At 60.7% G+C, this 14,949-nt stretch carries 14 protein-coding genes; 13 read left to right on the forward strand and 1 reads right to left on the reverse strand.

From position 1 onward, the window contains the following. Positions 1 to 3: 3 nt before the first annotated feature. On the reverse strand, positions 4 to 567 hold the full coding sequence (locus EQW76_RS12505) for a hypothetical protein (protein WP_142824705.1): 564 nt from the start codon (positions 565 to 567) through the stop codon (positions 4 to 6). A gap of 303 nt (positions 568 to 870) precedes the next feature. On the opposite strand from EQW76_RS12505, the gene sdhC reads away from it, so the two are divergent. From sdhC to EQW76_RS12570, 13 genes are all read left to right on the forward strand, one after another. After that, positions 871 to 1,266, forward strand: a complete 396-nt coding sequence (gene sdhC / locus EQW76_RS12510; RefSeq protein WP_142824706.1) for a succinate dehydrogenase, cytochrome b556 subunit — start codon at positions 871 to 873, stop codon at positions 1,264 to 1,266. Between the two features lie 11 nt (positions 1,267 to 1,277). Beyond that, the gene (sdhD, locus tag EQW76_RS12515) at positions 1,278 to 1,658 is read left to right on the forward strand and encodes a succinate dehydrogenase, hydrophobic membrane anchor protein (RefSeq protein ID WP_142824707.1); all 381 of its coding nucleotides are present in this window, start codon (positions 1,278 to 1,280) and stop codon (positions 1,656 to 1,658) included. Between the two features lie 7 nt (positions 1,659 to 1,665). Next, complete coding sequence (gene sdhA, locus EQW76_RS12520) at positions 1,666 to 3,522, forward strand: succinate dehydrogenase flavoprotein subunit (RefSeq protein WP_142824708.1); 1,857 nt, start codon at positions 1,666 to 1,668, stop codon at positions 3,520 to 3,522. 17 nt (positions 3,523 to 3,539) lie between these two features. Continuing rightward, positions 3,540 to 4,319 (forward strand): succinate dehydrogenase iron-sulfur subunit, encoded by a 780-nt coding sequence (locus EQW76_RS12525; protein ID WP_142824709.1) that lies wholly within the window; start codon positions 3,540 to 3,542, stop codon positions 4,317 to 4,319. A gap of 229 nt (positions 4,320 to 4,548) precedes the next feature. Next, complete coding sequence (locus EQW76_RS12530; RefSeq protein ID WP_142824710.1) at positions 4,549 to 5,088, forward strand: protease inhibitor Inh/omp19 family protein; 540 nt, start codon at positions 4,549 to 4,551, stop codon at positions 5,086 to 5,088. A 47-nt stretch (positions 5,089 to 5,135) separates the two neighbouring features. Beyond that, a complete protein-coding gene (zapE, locus tag EQW76_RS12535; RefSeq protein WP_142824711.1) occupies positions 5,136 to 6,296 on the forward strand; it encodes a cell division protein ZapE in 1,161 nt (386 codons plus the stop codon). 178 nt (positions 6,297 to 6,474) lie between these two features. Further along, entirely contained in the window at positions 6,475 to 7,437 is a 963-nt protein-coding gene (mdh, locus tag EQW76_RS12540; RefSeq protein WP_142824712.1) for a malate dehydrogenase, read from the forward strand. Positions 7,438 to 7,481: 44 nt separating this feature from the next. Further along, positions 7,482 to 8,678 (forward strand): ADP-forming succinate--CoA ligase subunit beta, encoded by a 1,197-nt coding sequence (sucC, locus tag EQW76_RS12545; RefSeq protein WP_142824713.1) that lies wholly within the window; start codon positions 7,482 to 7,484, stop codon positions 8,676 to 8,678. Positions 8,679 to 8,682: 4 nt separating this feature from the next. Continuing rightward, positions 8,683 to 9,063, forward strand: a complete 381-nt coding sequence (locus tag EQW76_RS12550) for a hypothetical protein (RefSeq protein ID WP_142824714.1) — start codon at positions 8,683 to 8,685, stop codon at positions 9,061 to 9,063. Then, the gene (sucD, locus tag EQW76_RS12555) at positions 9,063 to 9,965 is read left to right on the forward strand and encodes a succinate--CoA ligase subunit alpha (protein ID WP_142824715.1); all 903 of its coding nucleotides are present in this window, start codon (positions 9,063 to 9,065) and stop codon (positions 9,963 to 9,965) included. The genes EQW76_RS12550 and sucD overlap by 1 nt, the downstream gene beginning before the upstream one ends. 162 nt (positions 9,966 to 10,127) lie before the next feature. After that, positions 10,128 to 13,112: a 2-oxoglutarate dehydrogenase E1 component gene (locus EQW76_RS12560; protein ID WP_142824716.1), complete on the forward strand. Its 2,985-nt coding sequence runs from the start codon at positions 10,128 to 10,130 to the stop codon at positions 13,110 to 13,112. A gap of 144 nt (positions 13,113 to 13,256) precedes the next feature. Next, complete coding sequence (gene odhB, locus EQW76_RS12565) at positions 13,257 to 14,504, forward strand: 2-oxoglutarate dehydrogenase complex dihydrolipoyllysine-residue succinyltransferase (protein WP_142824717.1); 1,248 nt, start codon at positions 13,257 to 13,259, stop codon at positions 14,502 to 14,504. Between the two features lie 53 nt (positions 14,505 to 14,557). Further along, positions 14,558 to 14,947: an MAPEG family protein gene (locus EQW76_RS12570; protein WP_142824718.1), complete on the forward strand. Its 390-nt coding sequence runs from the start codon at positions 14,558 to 14,560 to the stop codon at positions 14,945 to 14,947. Positions 14,948 to 14,949: the final 2 nt, after the last annotated feature.

A 14,949-nucleotide genomic window follows, 5' to 3' on the forward strand; every position in this document is an offset into this window, starting at 1 on the left:
CGATCAGGGCCTGATGACGCAGACGCCGTTTTCGTAGGCGCAGCCGTTGCGCGTGCGGGCGACATCGATGATTTTTGCGCGCGGCGCCATGACAGGGGCGCTTGACCCGGTGTAGCCGCCGTCGCCATAGCCGGTGATATAGGTGCCGCCATTGGCATGGTAGACATCGACCGAGCCGGCGTAATTACTGATGAAATTATAGTCCGGCTGACGGCGCTCGATAACGGCGATGCCACCGCCACGCCGCGTCGAAAAATCCCGGGACGCCAGCATCCGGAAATGGTTTCTACGCATGTGCCCGTCGGTAAATTGGCGCTCGGGCGCATGGCTGCGATAACCGCTGGGATCGAAACGGCTGTGTTCATGGCCCTGGCGCGGGCTGCGATCGTCGGCGTAGAAGCGGTGTCCACCGGCCTCGCGGTTCCGAAAGCCGGAGGCGTGCGCTCCCTGATGGAAAATGGTCCGGCCGTGGCCGTGGTAGTCGTTCGCCAGAACAGGCAACGCCAGGGTTCCGCTCAGTGCTGCTGCGCCAAGGATCGTACCGATTCGCGAGAAAACACCAGGCATGCCGGCCTCCGGACAAATAACCGTTAACAAAAAGTTAAGGAAGAGTGCCGGAAGTGGAAGACCAAGTCCACGCAGCGGGCGACAAATCCACCCGGATGGTTAACTCGCAAGAGAGTAATACGGCGAAATCGGCGTGTGGATGACGTCAATCGATTAAATTTTCTATGGACTGCAATAGTGCTTGTCGGCAGGCATTTCGGTGATTAAACCACGCGACTGATGCAACGCACATAGGACTTTGTCATTCGTGTGTTGCCCGGGATTGCCCGCATTGGAAGCGCATCGTAACGCCGCGAGGTCTTGATGGCGAACGTCACACATAATCGGCCTATATCGCCGCATCTTCAAATCTACAAACTCATCCCGACCATGGCCATGTCGATCATCCATCGCATTACCGGTGGAGCGCTCTACGTCGGCACGCTTTTGGTCGTCTGGTGGCTTGTCGCCGCCGCGTCGGGCCAGTTTTATTTCGACTGGGCCAACTGGTTTCTCGGCACGATCATCGGCCGGCTGATCCTGCTTGGCTATACTTGGGCGCTGCTGCACCACATGCTCGGCGGCTTCCGCCATTTTATGTGGGATCTCGGCCATGGTTTCGAGAAGCATTTTTCCACCAAGCTGGCGATCGCCAATCTGATCGGTTCGCTCTGTCTCACCGCCATCGTCTGGGCTGTTGCCCTGGCGATGCGTTTCTGAGGGTTCTGGTCATGGATATGCGCACCCCTCTCAGCCGCGTTCGCGGTCTCGGTTCGGCCAAGGACGGCACGGAGCATTTCTGGCGCCAGCGGCTGACGGCCGTCGCCAACGTGCCGTTGTTTATCTTCTTCGTCGTCTTCCTGATGATTTACGCCGGCGCACCTTATGCTGTTGTCGTGCACGCGCTGTCGAACCCGTTTGTCGCCGTGATCTTCGCGCTGATGGTGATTTCGGGCGTGATCCACATGCGGCTCGGCATGCAGGTGATCATCGAGGACTACGTCCATGGCGAAGTCGGCAAACTCGTCTTGCTGATGCTCAACACGTTCTTTTCGATCGTCGTCGCTGGGCTCTGTCTCTTCGCCATTCTGAAAATCGCGTTCGTAGGATAATTGCATCATGGCACCAACCTCACCCAATCAGAATGGGCCCGAACGGACCGGCAAGGACTACAAGTACGTCGATCACTCCTATGACGTGATCGTCGTCGGTGCCGGCGGCGCGGGTCTCCGCGCCACGCTCGGCATGGCCGAACAGGGCTTCAAGACCGCCTGCATCACCAAGGTATTCCCGACCCGCTCGCACACGGTGGCCGCTCAAGGCGGTATCGCTGCGTCGCTGCGCAACATGACGCCGGACAGCTGGCAGTGGCATCTCTACGACACCGTCAAGGGCTCCGACTGGCTCGGCGACGTCGATGCCATGCAGTATCTGACGATGGAAGCGCCTAAGGCCGTTTACGAACTCGAGCATTACGGCGTCCCCTTCTCGCGCAACGAGGAAGGCAAGATCTACCAGCGGCCGTTTGGCGGCCACATGCAGAATTACGGCGAGGGCCCGCCCGTGCAGCGCACCTGTGCTGCTGCCGACCGCACCGGCCACGCTATCCTGCACACGCTTTACGGACAGTCGCTGAAGCACAACGCCGAATTCTTTATCGAATACTTCGCCCTCGACCTGATCATGTCGGAAGACGGCTCGAAGTGCATCGGCGTCATGGCCTGGTGCCTCGACGATGGAACCATCCATCGCTTCTCCGCCAAGATGGTGGTGCTTGCGACCGGCGGGTACGGCCGTGCCTATTTCTCGGCAACGTCCGCCCATACCTGCACCGGCGACGGCGGCGGCATGGTGGCGCGTGCCGGCCTGCCGCTGCAGGACATGGAGTTCGTGCAGTTTCATCCGACCGGCATCTACGGCGCCGGCTGTCTCATCACCGAAGGGGCGCGCGGCGAAGGCGGCTATCTCGTCAATTCGGAAGGCGAGCGCTTCATGGAGCGCTATGCTCCATCAGCCAAGGACCTTGCCTCGCGCGACGTCGTATCGCGCTGCATGACGCTGGAAATCCGCGAGGGGCGTGGCGTCGGCAAGAACAAGGACCACATCTACCTGCACCTCGACCACCTCGATCCGGCTGTTCTCAACGAGCGCCTGCCCGGTATCTCGGAATCGGCAAAGATCTTTGCCGGCGTCGACGTGACGCGCGAGCCGATCCCGGTCCTGCCGACGGTGCACTACAACATGGGCGGCATCCCGACGAACTACTGGGGCGAAGTGCTGAATGCGGACAGTGAAAATCCGGAACGCATCCTTCCGGGCCTCATGGCTGTCGGAGAAGCCGGCTGCGCATCGGTTCATGGCGCCAATCGCCTTGGCTCCAATTCGCTGATCGACCTCGTCGTCTTCGGACGTGCTGCTGCCATCCGCGCTGCCGAAGTCATCGATCGCGCTGCGCCAATCCCTCAGCTCAACCTGGCTGCCTGCGAAAAGATCATGGATCGCTTCGACAAGCTGCGGTTCTCCAATGGTCATACACCGACATCGGTGCTGCGCGAAAAGATGCAGCATGCCATGCAGGACGACGCTGCCGTATTCCGTACGCAGGAATCGCTGGCCTCGGGCTGCGAGCGCATGTCGGCGATCTGGAAGGAGCTTTCTGACGTAAAGGTCACCGACCGTTCGTTGATCTGGAACTCCGATCTGGTCGAGACGCTCGAACTGCACAATCTGATGGCCAACGCGATCACCACGATCTACGGCGCGGAAGCCCGTAAGGAAAGCCGCGGATCGCATGCACGGGAAGACTTCACCGACGGTCCGTTCGGCGGCCGTGACGACGTCAACTGGCGCAAGCACACGCTCTCCTGGGTCAACGACTCAGGCGAAGTGAAACTCGACTACCGTCCGGTTCACACCGAACTGATCGCCGAAGGCATGGATCCGCAGAAGATCGAGCCGAAGGCGCGTGTGTATTGATTTGAGAGGAACTGGACATGGTTGAACTCGCTCTCCCCAAGAACTCTCAGATGCGCGAAGGCAAGGTCTGGCCGAAGCCGCAGGGTGCGACGAACACCCGCGAACTGCGGATCTATCGCTGGAGCCCAGACGACGGTCAGAACCCGAGCATCGATACCTTCTACATCGATGTCGACGACTGCGGGCCGATGGTGCTGGATGCCCTGCTTTACATCAAGAACAACATCGACCCGACGCTGACGCTGCGCCGCTCCTGTCGCGAGGGGATCTGTGGCTCCTGCGCCATGAACATCGACGGAACCAATACACTCGCCTGCACCAAGGGGCTGGACGAGGTGAAGGGTACCGTCAAGGTCTATCCGCTGCCGCACCTTCCTGTGGTGAAAGACCTGGTTCCTGACCTGACGAACTTCTATGCCCAGCACCGCTCGATCGAGCCTTGGCTGAAGACCGTATCGCCGGAGCCTGCGAAGGAATGGAAGCAGAGCCATGACGACCGCCAGAAGCTGGACGGTCTTTACGAGTGCATCCTGTGTGCCTGCTGCTCGGCCTCCTGTCCGAGCTACTGGTGGAACGGCGACCGGTATCTCGGTCCAGCCGTCCTGCTGCAGGCATATCGCTGGCTGATCGATTCGCGCGATGAGGCCACCGGTGAACGCCTCGACAATCTGGAAGATCCATTCCGGCTTTATCGTTGCCACACGATCATGAATTGCGCCCAGACATGCCCGAAGGGCCTGAATCCGGCCAAGGCGATTGCCGAGATCAAGAAGATGATGGTCGAGCGGCGCGTCTAGTCGCTTACTCTCACGATCGCGCTACAAGCTGCCCTCATGTTGATATGAGGGCGTCTTTCGTTCAGACGTCTGGAAAAATGCGCCAAATTTGTCCCATGACTGCGGCAAGGGCAGCAGCCCGCGACAATTTCTCCTTGTGCTCACTTGATTCATCAATGCCTTTCACGATAATTCCGCCGTGATTGCGCGCCAACGTCGGGGCAGGCTGGGCTATTTCAGGAGTTTCCTAATGCGATTCAAATATGCTGCGACGGCTGCAGTTATCGGTGTAGCGCTGGCTGGTTGCCAGCGGACGGGTTACAACAACGATTATGGCTCCGCTTCGCCAGCCTATTCTCCACCGCCGATCCAGGCCGCGCCCGTCGGGCAGGTCCAGTCCAGCCAGCTTCCATCCCCGACCGGTACCGGCTCGCAGTTTCCAGCCCCTCCGTCGGCAAACCCGGGTGCTGGCGCGCCGCAGCAGAATGCAGCGCTTGCCGCCTCCGGCCTCGATGTTACCAAGGAATCGATGGTCGGTAGCTGGAAGGTCGGCAACGGCGGTACAAGCTGCGACATGTTCCTGACACTCACCAATCTCGGCAGCGGATCGCGCGGCGGCACACGTGGCTGCGTCGGCGAACTGACGACGATGGGATCCTGGGAAGTGGCCGGCAAGCAGGTCGTTCTCAAGGACCGCAGCGGCAACCAGCTGGGTTCGGTTTACAAGACGGCCGACTCGCGCTTCACCGGCACCACGGCCTCTGGCCAGCCGATCACGCTTAGCCGCTAGGTCTGCGGCCCACCGGCCATCTTTCGACGCGCGAGGCGAATCTCTCCATGCAGCCTATGCCTGACTACTCGATCAGCGTGAGCGAAAAGTTGAAATCGCTGACGGCTTCCGGTTCGCTGCAGGTGGATGCAGCGCAGATGGATGTTGCAAAACATCTCGACCGGGTGCTGGCCGCTCTCAAGCAGCGGCGGCCGGCTGCGAAGTCCAGCGCGCTCGGATGGCTGTTTGCGGCGCGCAAGAAGCCCGAGCCGATCCGTGGCCTCTACATTCACGGCAGCGTCGGGCGCGGCAAGACGATGCTGATGGACATGTTCTTCGCCATGGCACCGTCCAAGAAGAAGCGGCGGGCGCATTTCCACGAGTTCATGGCCGACGTCCACAACCGCATCGCGGCCCATCGGCTGAAGATCAAGAACGGCGACACGAAGCTTTCCGACCCGGTTCCGCCTGTCGCCGCCGATCTGTTTGCCGAGGCGGAGCTGTTGTGCTTCGACGAATTCAGCGTCACCGACATCGCCGATGCGATGATCCTGTCGCGGCTGTTTTCAGAACTGTTCTCGCTCGGCTGCGTTCTTGTCACCACGTCCAACGTCGAGCCGGATAACCTTTACCGCGAGGGGCTCAATCGTTCGTTGTTCACGCCGTTCATCACGCTTTTGAAGACTTATGTCGACGTGGTGACGCTGGATTCGCCGACCGATTACCGCATGGAGAAGGACGACAGTCAGCCTGTCTACCTGACGCCGCTCAACGCCGAGACCGACAAGGCGATGGATGCAGCCTGGGCGCGGGCGCTTCACGGCCGCACGGCACAGCCAGTCGAGATCCAGAGAAAGGGCCGGACCGTCCATGTGCCGGCTGCCGTCGACAGGCTGGCGCGGTTTTCATTCGCCGATCTCTGCGAGGCGCCGCTAGGAGCCGGAGATTTTCTCGCCATAGCTGCCCGTTTCGACACGATCTTCATCGACCGCATTCCGGAGCTCGGGCCGGAAAAACGCAACCAGACCAAGCGTTTCATCATTCTCATCGATACGCTTTACGATCACGCCATCCATGTGACGATCTCCGCAGCCGCGATGCCGGAGGCACTTCTCGTGCAGCGCCGTGGAACCGAGGGTTTTGAATTCGACCGCACGGCCTCACGCCTTTTCGAGATGCGAAGCGCCGAGTATCTCGCCCAGATTCGATCGAAGTCAGCGGCCGAATAACGATATGGTGACAATAATTCTTACGTTTACGTAAGAGTTTTTCTATCTAACCGATTGAATTTTAACGTCACAAAATAATCAATTGCCATTTTTGGCCGTTGGGTCTATGCGATTGGCGGCCGTGGTCGATGCTTCAAAGTGTCGCGCCATCGTTTTCGATCGCAAAGGATATCCCGAAATGGCGCGTAACAAAATCGCACTCATTGGTTCTGGCATGATTGGTGGCACGCTGGCGCATCTCGCCAGCTTGAAGGAGCTGGGCGACATCGTCCTCTTCGACATCGCGGACGGCATTCCACAGGGCAAAGGCCTTGATATTTCCCAGTCTTCGCCGGTCGAAGGCTTTGACGTCAACCTAACCGGCGCCAGCGACTACTCGGCGATCGAGGGTGCTGATGTCTGCATCGTCACCGCCGGTGTCGCTCGCAAGCCGGGCATGAGCCGCGACGATCTGCTCGGCATCAACCTCAAGGTGATGGAGCAGGTAGGCGCCGGCATCAAGAAGTATGCCCCGAACGCTTTCGTCATCTGCATCACCAACCCGCTCGACGCGATGGTCTGGGCCCTGCAGAAGTTTTCCGGCCTGCCGGCCAACAAGGTCGTCGGCATGGCGGGCGTCCTCGACTCGTCGCGCTTCCGCCTCTTCCTCGCCAAGGAATTCAACGTGTCCGTCCAGGACGTCACGGCCTTCGTGCTCGGTGGCCACGGCGACACGATGGTGCCGCTGGCGCGCTACTCGACGGTCGGCGGCATTCCGCTGACGGACCTCGTCACCATGGGCTGGGTCACCAAGGAGCGCCTCGAGGAGATCATCCAGCGCACCCGTGATGGCGGCGCCGAAATCGTCGGCCTGCTCAAGACCGGTTCGGCTTATTACGCTCCTGCTGCCTCTGCCATCGAAATGGCTGAGTCCTACCTCAAGGACAAGAAGCGCGTGCTGCCTTGCGCCGCGTATCTTTCCGGCCAGTACGGAGTCAACGACATGTATGTCGGCGTGCCGACTGTCATCGGTGCCGGCGGCATTGAGCGGATCATCGAGATCGACATGAACAAGGCTGAAAAAGAAGCCTTCGACAAGTCGGTCGCTGCCGTCGCCGGTCTCTGCGAAGCCTGCATCAACATCGCGCCTTCGCTAAAATAAGTTTGGCGCTGAAATAAGCGTCGCGTTCCAATAGGGATAGATCCATGAATATTCATGAATATCAGGCCAAGGCTCTGCTGAAGAGCTTTGGTGCACCGGTGGCAGAAGGTGTTGCCATCTTCAACGCATCGGAAGCCGAGGCAGCCGTCAAGCAGCTTCCGGGCCCGCTCTACGTCGTCAAGAGCCAGATCCATGCCGGCGGTCGCGGCAAGGGCAAGTTCAAGGAACTGCCGCCGGAAGCCAAGGGCGGCGTTCGTCTCGCAAAGTCGCTCGAGGAAGTCCAGGCTTTCGTCAAGGACATGCTCGGCAACACGCTGGTGACAGCCCAGACCGGTGAAGCCGGCAAGCAGGTCAATCGCCTCTACATCGAAGACGGCGCCGACATCGACCGCGAGCTTTACCTCTCCATCCTGGTCGACCGTGCCGTTGGCCAGGTCTCCTTCGTCGTTTCGACCGAAGGCGGCATGGACATCGAGACCGTCGCCCACGACACGCCGGAAAAGATCATCAACGTCGCAATCAATCCGACGACGGGCGTCACGGCGGCAGACGTCGCCAAGCTCAGCGATGCGCTGAAGCTCGAAGGCGAAGCTCGCCAGGACGCTGAAAAGCTGTTCCCGATCCTCTACAAGGCCTTCGTCGAAACCGACATGGCCCTGCTCGAAGTCAACCCGCTGATCGTCATGACCAACGGCCGCCTGCGCGTCCTCGACGCCAAGGTATCGTTCGACGGCAACGCGCTGTTCCGCCATGAAGACATCGTTGCGCTGCGCGACACCAGCGAGGAAGACGAGAAGGAAATCGCCGCTTCCAAGTACGATCTGGCCTACGTTGCCCTTGATGGTAACATCGGCTGCATGGTCAATGGCGCCGGTCTCGCCATGGCCACCATGGACATCATCAAATTGTATGGCGCAGAGCCTGCCAACTTCCTCGACGTCGGCGGTGGCGCGACGAAGGAAAAGGTTACGGCAGCCTTCAAGATCATCACGGCCGATCCTGCCGTGAAGGGCATCCTGGTCAACATCTTCGGCGGCATCATGAAGTGTGATGTCATTGCCGAAGGCGTTCTGGCTGCCGTCAAGGAAGTCGGTCTGCAGGTCCCGCTCGTTGTCCGCCTCGAAGGCACCAACGTTGCGCTTGGCAAGAAGATCATCAACGAGAGCGGTCTCAATGTCATTTCCGCCGACGACCTGGACGATGCCGCCCAGAAGATCGTCGCAGCCGTGAAAGCAGCTTAAAACCATGGCCAAATCCCCGAAGAACCCCAATCGCCAGCCTTTCGGCCCGAACGAGACAGATGCCAATCTGTGCTACTTCGTCTGCTGGGACAGCGAATACGACAGCGAAGACGGCACGGCCGAGCGTTGGGCGCATTTCACGCACAACGATGACGCGCAGGCCTACTTTGCCGAGAAGATCAAGGATGCAGACCTCTTCGTCTGGAAGGGCGAGCTGGGCATTTCCCAGGTCGACCAGCACTATGACTGGTTCCGTACCCAGTGGTCCAAGAACCTCGAAGCGCACCTGACGCAAAAGTCGGCCGCCGGCAAAGGCTACCGCTTTTCCAATGACGCCTTTGAAGCATTCGATCCCCTCGAGTTCGAGGAAGAGGAAGACAACTGATGTCCATTCTGATTAACAAAGACACCAAGATCCTGGTTCAGGGTCTGACCGGCAAGACCGGCACGTTCCACACGGAACAGGCGCTCGCCTACCACGGCACCAAGATGGTCGGCGGTATCAACCCGAAGAAGGGTGGCGAGACCTGGAGCGGTTCGGCCGGCGAATCCCTGCCGATTTTTGCAACCGTTGCCGAAGGCAAGGAAGCAACTGGCGCCGACGCATCGGTCATCTACGTGCCGCCAGCCGGCGCTGCCGCGGCCATCCTCGAAGCCATCGAAGCCGAGATCCCGCTGATCGTCTGCATCACGGAGGGCATCCCGGTTGCCGACATGATCAAGGTCAAGGCTCGCCTCGACGCCTCCAAGTCGCGCCTCATCGGCCCGAACTGCCCAGGCGTGATGACGCCTGACGAATGCAAGATCGGCATCATGCCGGGCTCGATCTTCAAGAAGGGCTCCGTCGGCGTCCTGTCGCGCTCCGGCACGCTGACCTACGAAGCCGTTTTCCAGACGACCAACGAAGGCCTCGGCCAGACCACGGCTGTCGGCATCGGTGGCGACCCGGTCAAGGGCACCGAGTTCATCGACATCCTGGAAATGTTCCTCGCAGACGAAGAAACCAAGTCGATCATCATGATCGGCGAAATCGGCGGTTCGGCTGAAGAGGACGCGGCGCAGTTCATCAAGGACGAGGCCAAGCGTGGTCGCTCCAAGCCAATGGTCGGCTTCATCGCTGGCCGCACGGCCCCTCCCGGACGCACCATGGGCCATGCCGGCGCCGTGATCTCTGGCGGCAAGGGTGGCGCGGAAGACAAGATCGCTGCGATGGAAGCCGCAGGCATCCGTGTATCGCCGTCTCCGGCCCGCCTCGGCAAGACGCTGGTTGAAGTCCTCAAGGGCTGATCCGATATAGAAGGGCAGGGACATCAGCCCCTGCCCATTTCGATTTCAGGGCATCTGCCCGAAATGACTGCCGCCACTGGCGGATGAAAATTGAAATGCGGCCGCCGGAAATGACCGGCAATCCATTCAAGTCGGGAGGCGGACCAGCGTCCGCAGATCACCATGGCAAGACAAGAAGCCAACGAGCAATTTCAGATCACGTCGTTCCTCGACGGCGCCAACGCGGCCTATATCGAGCAACTCTATGCGCGCTACGAGCAGGACGCGTCGTCGGTTTCCGACGAATGGCAGTCCTTCTTCAAGGCGCTGGACGATAATCCGGGCGACGTGAAGCGGGCAGCCAAGGGCGCCTCGTGGCAGCGCAAGAACTGGCCAATTGCGGCCGGTGGCGATCTGGTCTCGGCGCTTGACGGCAACTGGGGCGTGATCGAAAAGGTCGTGGAGACCAAGGTCAAGGCCAAGGCGGAAGCAGCGGGCAAGCCGACCGACGGCGCCGACATCATCCAGGCGACCCGCGACTCGGTGCGCGCCATCATGATGATCCGTGCCTACCGGATGCGCGGCCACCTGCACGCCAAGCTTGATCCGCTCGGCATCGCTGCCCCGGTCGAGGACTACCACGAGCTGTCGCCGGAAGCATACGGCTTCACCGAGGCCGACTACGACCGCAAGATCTTCATCGACAACGTTCTCGGCCTCGAATACGCCTCGGTCCGCGAAATGATCGAGATCCTCGAGCGCACCTATTGCTCGACGATCGGCGTCGAATTCATGCACATGTCCAACCCGGAAGAAAAAGCCTGGGTTCAGGAACGCATCGAAGGCAAGGAAAAGGGCGTCGCGTTTTCTCCGGAAGCCAAGAAGGCTATCCTGCAGAAGGTCATCGAAGCCGAAGGCTACGAGCAGTTCCTCGATGTCAAGTTCAAGGGCACAAAGCGTTTCGGCCTCGACGGCGGTGAATCGCTGATCCCGGCGCTGGAGCAGATGCTGAAGAGCGGCGGCGCTCTCGGCGTGCGCGAAGCCGTGTTCGGCATGGCCCACCGCGGCCGCCTCAACGTGCTGTCCCAGGTCATGGGCAAGCCGCACCGCGCCATCTTCCACGAGTTCAAGGGCGGCTCTTATGCGCCCGACGAAGTCGAAGGCTCCGGCGACGTGAAGTACCATCTCGGTGCCTCCTCCGACCGCGATTTCGACGGCAACAAGATCCACGTCTCGCTGACGGCCAACCCGTCGCACCTGGAAATCGTCGACCCTGTCGTCATGGGCAAGGTCCGCGCCAAGCAGGACATGGGCGCCACCGTCTGGGAAGGCGACACGATCCCGCTTTCCGAGCGCGCCAAGGTCATGCCGCTGCTCATCCATGGCGATGCGGCCTTTGCCGGCCAGGGTGTGATTGCTGAAATCCTTGGCCTCTCCGGTCTTCGCGGCCACCGCGTCGCCGGCACCATGCACGTCATCATCAACAACCAGATCGGCTTCACCACCAATCCGGCCTACTCGCGCTCGTCGCCCTATCCGTCCGACGTCGCCAAGATGATCGAGGCACCGATCTTCCACGCCAACGGTGACGATCCGGAAGCCGTCGTCTACGCGGCCAAGGTCGCGACCGAATTCCGCATGAAGTTCCACAAGCCTGTCGTCCTCGACATGTTCTGCTACCGTCGCTACGGCCATAACGAAGGCGACGAACCGTCCTTCACGCAGCCGAAGATGTATAAGGTGATCCGTGGTCACCAGTCTGTCCTGCAGCTCTATTCGGCCCGCTTGATCGAAGAAGGCGTCGTCTCGCAGGAAGACGTCGACAAGATGAAGGCCGACTGGCGCGCGCATCTCGAGGAAGAGTTCGAGGCCGGCCAGCACTACAAGCCGAACAAGGCCGACTGGCTGGACGGCCAGTGGTCGGGCCTTCGGACCGCAGACAATGCAGACGAACAGCGCCGCGGCAAGACAGCCGTGCCGATGAAGACGCTGAAGGATATCGGCCGCAAGCTGTCCGAAATCCCCGAAGGCTTCAACGCGCACCGGACGATCCAGCGCTTCATGGAAAACCGCGCCAACATGATCTCGTCGGGCGAAGGCATCGACTGGGCAATGGCAGAAGCGCTGGCTTTCGGCGCTCTTTGCGTCGAGGGCACGAAGATCCGCCTTTCCGGCCAGGACTGCGAGCGCGGCACGTTCTCGCAGCGCCACTCGGTGCTCTACGATCAGGAAACCGAGCAGCGCTACGTGCCGCTTGCCAACCTGTCGTCGACCCAGGGACGCTACGAAGTCATCAATTCGATGCTCTCGGAAGAGGCTGTGCTCGGCTTCGAATATGGCTACTCGCTGGCCCGTCCGAATGCTCTGACGCTTTGGGAAGCCCAGTTCGGCGATTTCGCCAACGGTGCGCAGGTGGTCTTCGACCAGTTCGTATCGTCGGGCGAGCGCAAGTGGTTGCGCATGTCGGGCCTGGTCTGCCTGCTGCCGCACGGCTACGAAGGTCAGGGCCCCGAGCATTCGTCGGCACGCCTGGAGCGCTTCCTACAGCTTTGCGCAGAAGACAACATGCAGGTCGCCAACGTTACGACGCCGGCTAACTATTTCCACATCCTGCGTCGCCAGATGAAGCGCGACTTCCGCAAGCCGCTGATCATGATGACGCCGAAGTCGCTTCTGCGTCACAAGAAGGCTGTGTCGGGCCTCGCCGAAATGGCCGGAGAATCCTCTTTCCACCGCCTGCTGTGGGACGATGCCGAAGTCATCAAGGACGGACCGATCAAGCTGCAGAAGGACGCCAAGATCCGTCGCGTCGTCATCTGCTCCGGCAAGGTCTACTATGACCTTCTGGAAGAGCGCGAGAAGCGCGGTGTCGACGACGTCTACCTGCTGCGCATCGAACAGCTTTATCCATTCCCGGCAAAGGCGCTGATCAACGAACTTAGCCGCTTCCGCAACGCGGAAATGGTCTGGTGCCAGGAAGAGCCCAAGAACATGGGCGCCTGGTCGTTCATCGATCCTTATCTGGAATGGGTGCTTGCCCATATCGACGCCAAGTACCAGCGCGTCCGCTACACCGGCCGTCCGGCCGCCGCATCGCCGGCAACGGGCCTGATGTCGAAGCATCTGGCGCAACTGGCAGCCTTCCTCGAGGATGCGCTCGGCGGCTAAGAACGAAGCGGAGGGGATGTCTCGATATATCCCCTTCGCACAGCATACGATTGAAGACGTCGCCTGCCGGGCTCCGTCAGACCACTCTTCGGCCGCTGCCGGAGCGCCGTCCCACCGATAACGATCAAAATTCAGGATTTGAACATGGCCACTGAAATTCGCGTACCCACCCTCGGCGAGTCCGTCAGCGAGGCGACCGTCGGTACCTGGTTCAAGAAGGTTGGCGACGTCATCAAGGTCGACGAGCCGCTTGTCGAACTCGAAACCGACAAGGTGACGATCGAAGTGCCATCGCCGATTTCAGGCACACTTTCGGAAATCGTTGCCCAGGCCGGCGAGACGGTCGGTCTCAACGCGTTGCTCGGTCAGATCTCTGCCGGCGGCGCTGGCGCTGCGGCCGCCCCGGCTGCTGCTGCCCCTGCCAAGGCCGAGCCTGTTGCGGCCGCTGCACCTGTCGCTTCCGTCTCTGCCCCGGCTGCTCCCGCCGCACCGACATCGATGCCACCGGCTCCGGCTGCTGCAAAGCTGATGGCCGAAAATAACGTTGCTGCCGATCAGGTTGACGGTTCCGGCAAGCGTGGCCAAGTCCTGAAGGGCGATGTGATCGCTGCTGTCGCCAAGGGCCTTTCGGCGCCTGCTGCTGCAGAGCCTGCCAAGGCCGCGCCGCGCGCACCGACTGCCGTCGAGGATGCGCCGCGCGAAGAGCGCGTCAAGATGACCCGCCTGCGCCAGACGATCGCCCGTCGCCTCAAGGATGCGCAGAACACCGCTGCCATGCTGACCACCTACAACGAGGTGGACATGACGGCTGTCATGGCGCTCCGCACGAAGTACAAGGACATTTTCGAGAAGAAGCACGGCGTCAAGCTCGGCTTCATGGGCTTCTTCACCAAGGCCGTGACCCACGCCCTGAAGGAACTGCCCGCCGTCAACGCCGAGATCGATGGCACCGACATCATCTACAAGAACTATTGTCACGTCGGCATGGCCGTCGGCACAGACAAGGGCCTCGTCGTTCCGGTCATCCGTGATGCCGACCAGATGACCGTTGCGGAAATCGAGAAGGACCTCGGCCGTCTTGCCAAGGCTGCCCGCGATGGCACGCTGTCGATGGCGGACATGCAGGGCGGCACGTTTACCATCACCAACGGCGGTGTCTACGGCTCGCTGATGTCCTCGCCGATCCTCAACGCACCACAGTCCGGTATTCTCGGCATGCACAAGATCCAGGAGCGCCCGGTCGTCGTCGGCGGCCAGATCGTCATCCGCCCGATGATGTATCTCGCCCTATCCTACGATCACCGCATGGTCGACGGCAAGGAAGCCGTTACCTTCCTGGTCCGCGTCAAGGAAAGCCTCGAAGATCCGGAACGCCTCGTTCTCGATCTCTAAAACTGAACAGCAGGGCCGCATCTGGCGGCCCGCTTGCCCTCCGGAAAGTCTAAATGTCCTTTCAAATCACCTATCTGCTCTGGAGCGCGGCGCTGGCTTTCGCCTATCTAACGGCGCAGGCAACCGCGTTTCGCCTGCAGATCGGCGTCAAGGCGGCCAATTCGACCCGCGACGACGAGCCGGAACCCAACCTCCTGACGGGCCGGGCAACGCGCGCGCTGCGCAATTTCCAGGAAACCTATCCCATCTTCATCGCGCTCAGCGTGGTGGCGATCTTTGGCAATCACGACGATGCGCTGGTATCTTGGGGTACCGCTCTGTGGTTCTGGGCACGTTTTGCATATCTCCCGGCCTACATGCTGGGCCTCAGCCCTTACCGTTCGTGGATCTGGACGGTGTCGTTCATCGGTCTCGTGCTGATGTTCGTCGGCCTTTTCTGGTGACG

Source organism: Rhizobium sp. rho-13.1 (genome assembly GCF_007000305.1).
Lineage (GTDB): Bacteria > Pseudomonadota > Alphaproteobacteria > Rhizobiales > Rhizobiaceae > Rhizobium > Rhizobium rhododendri.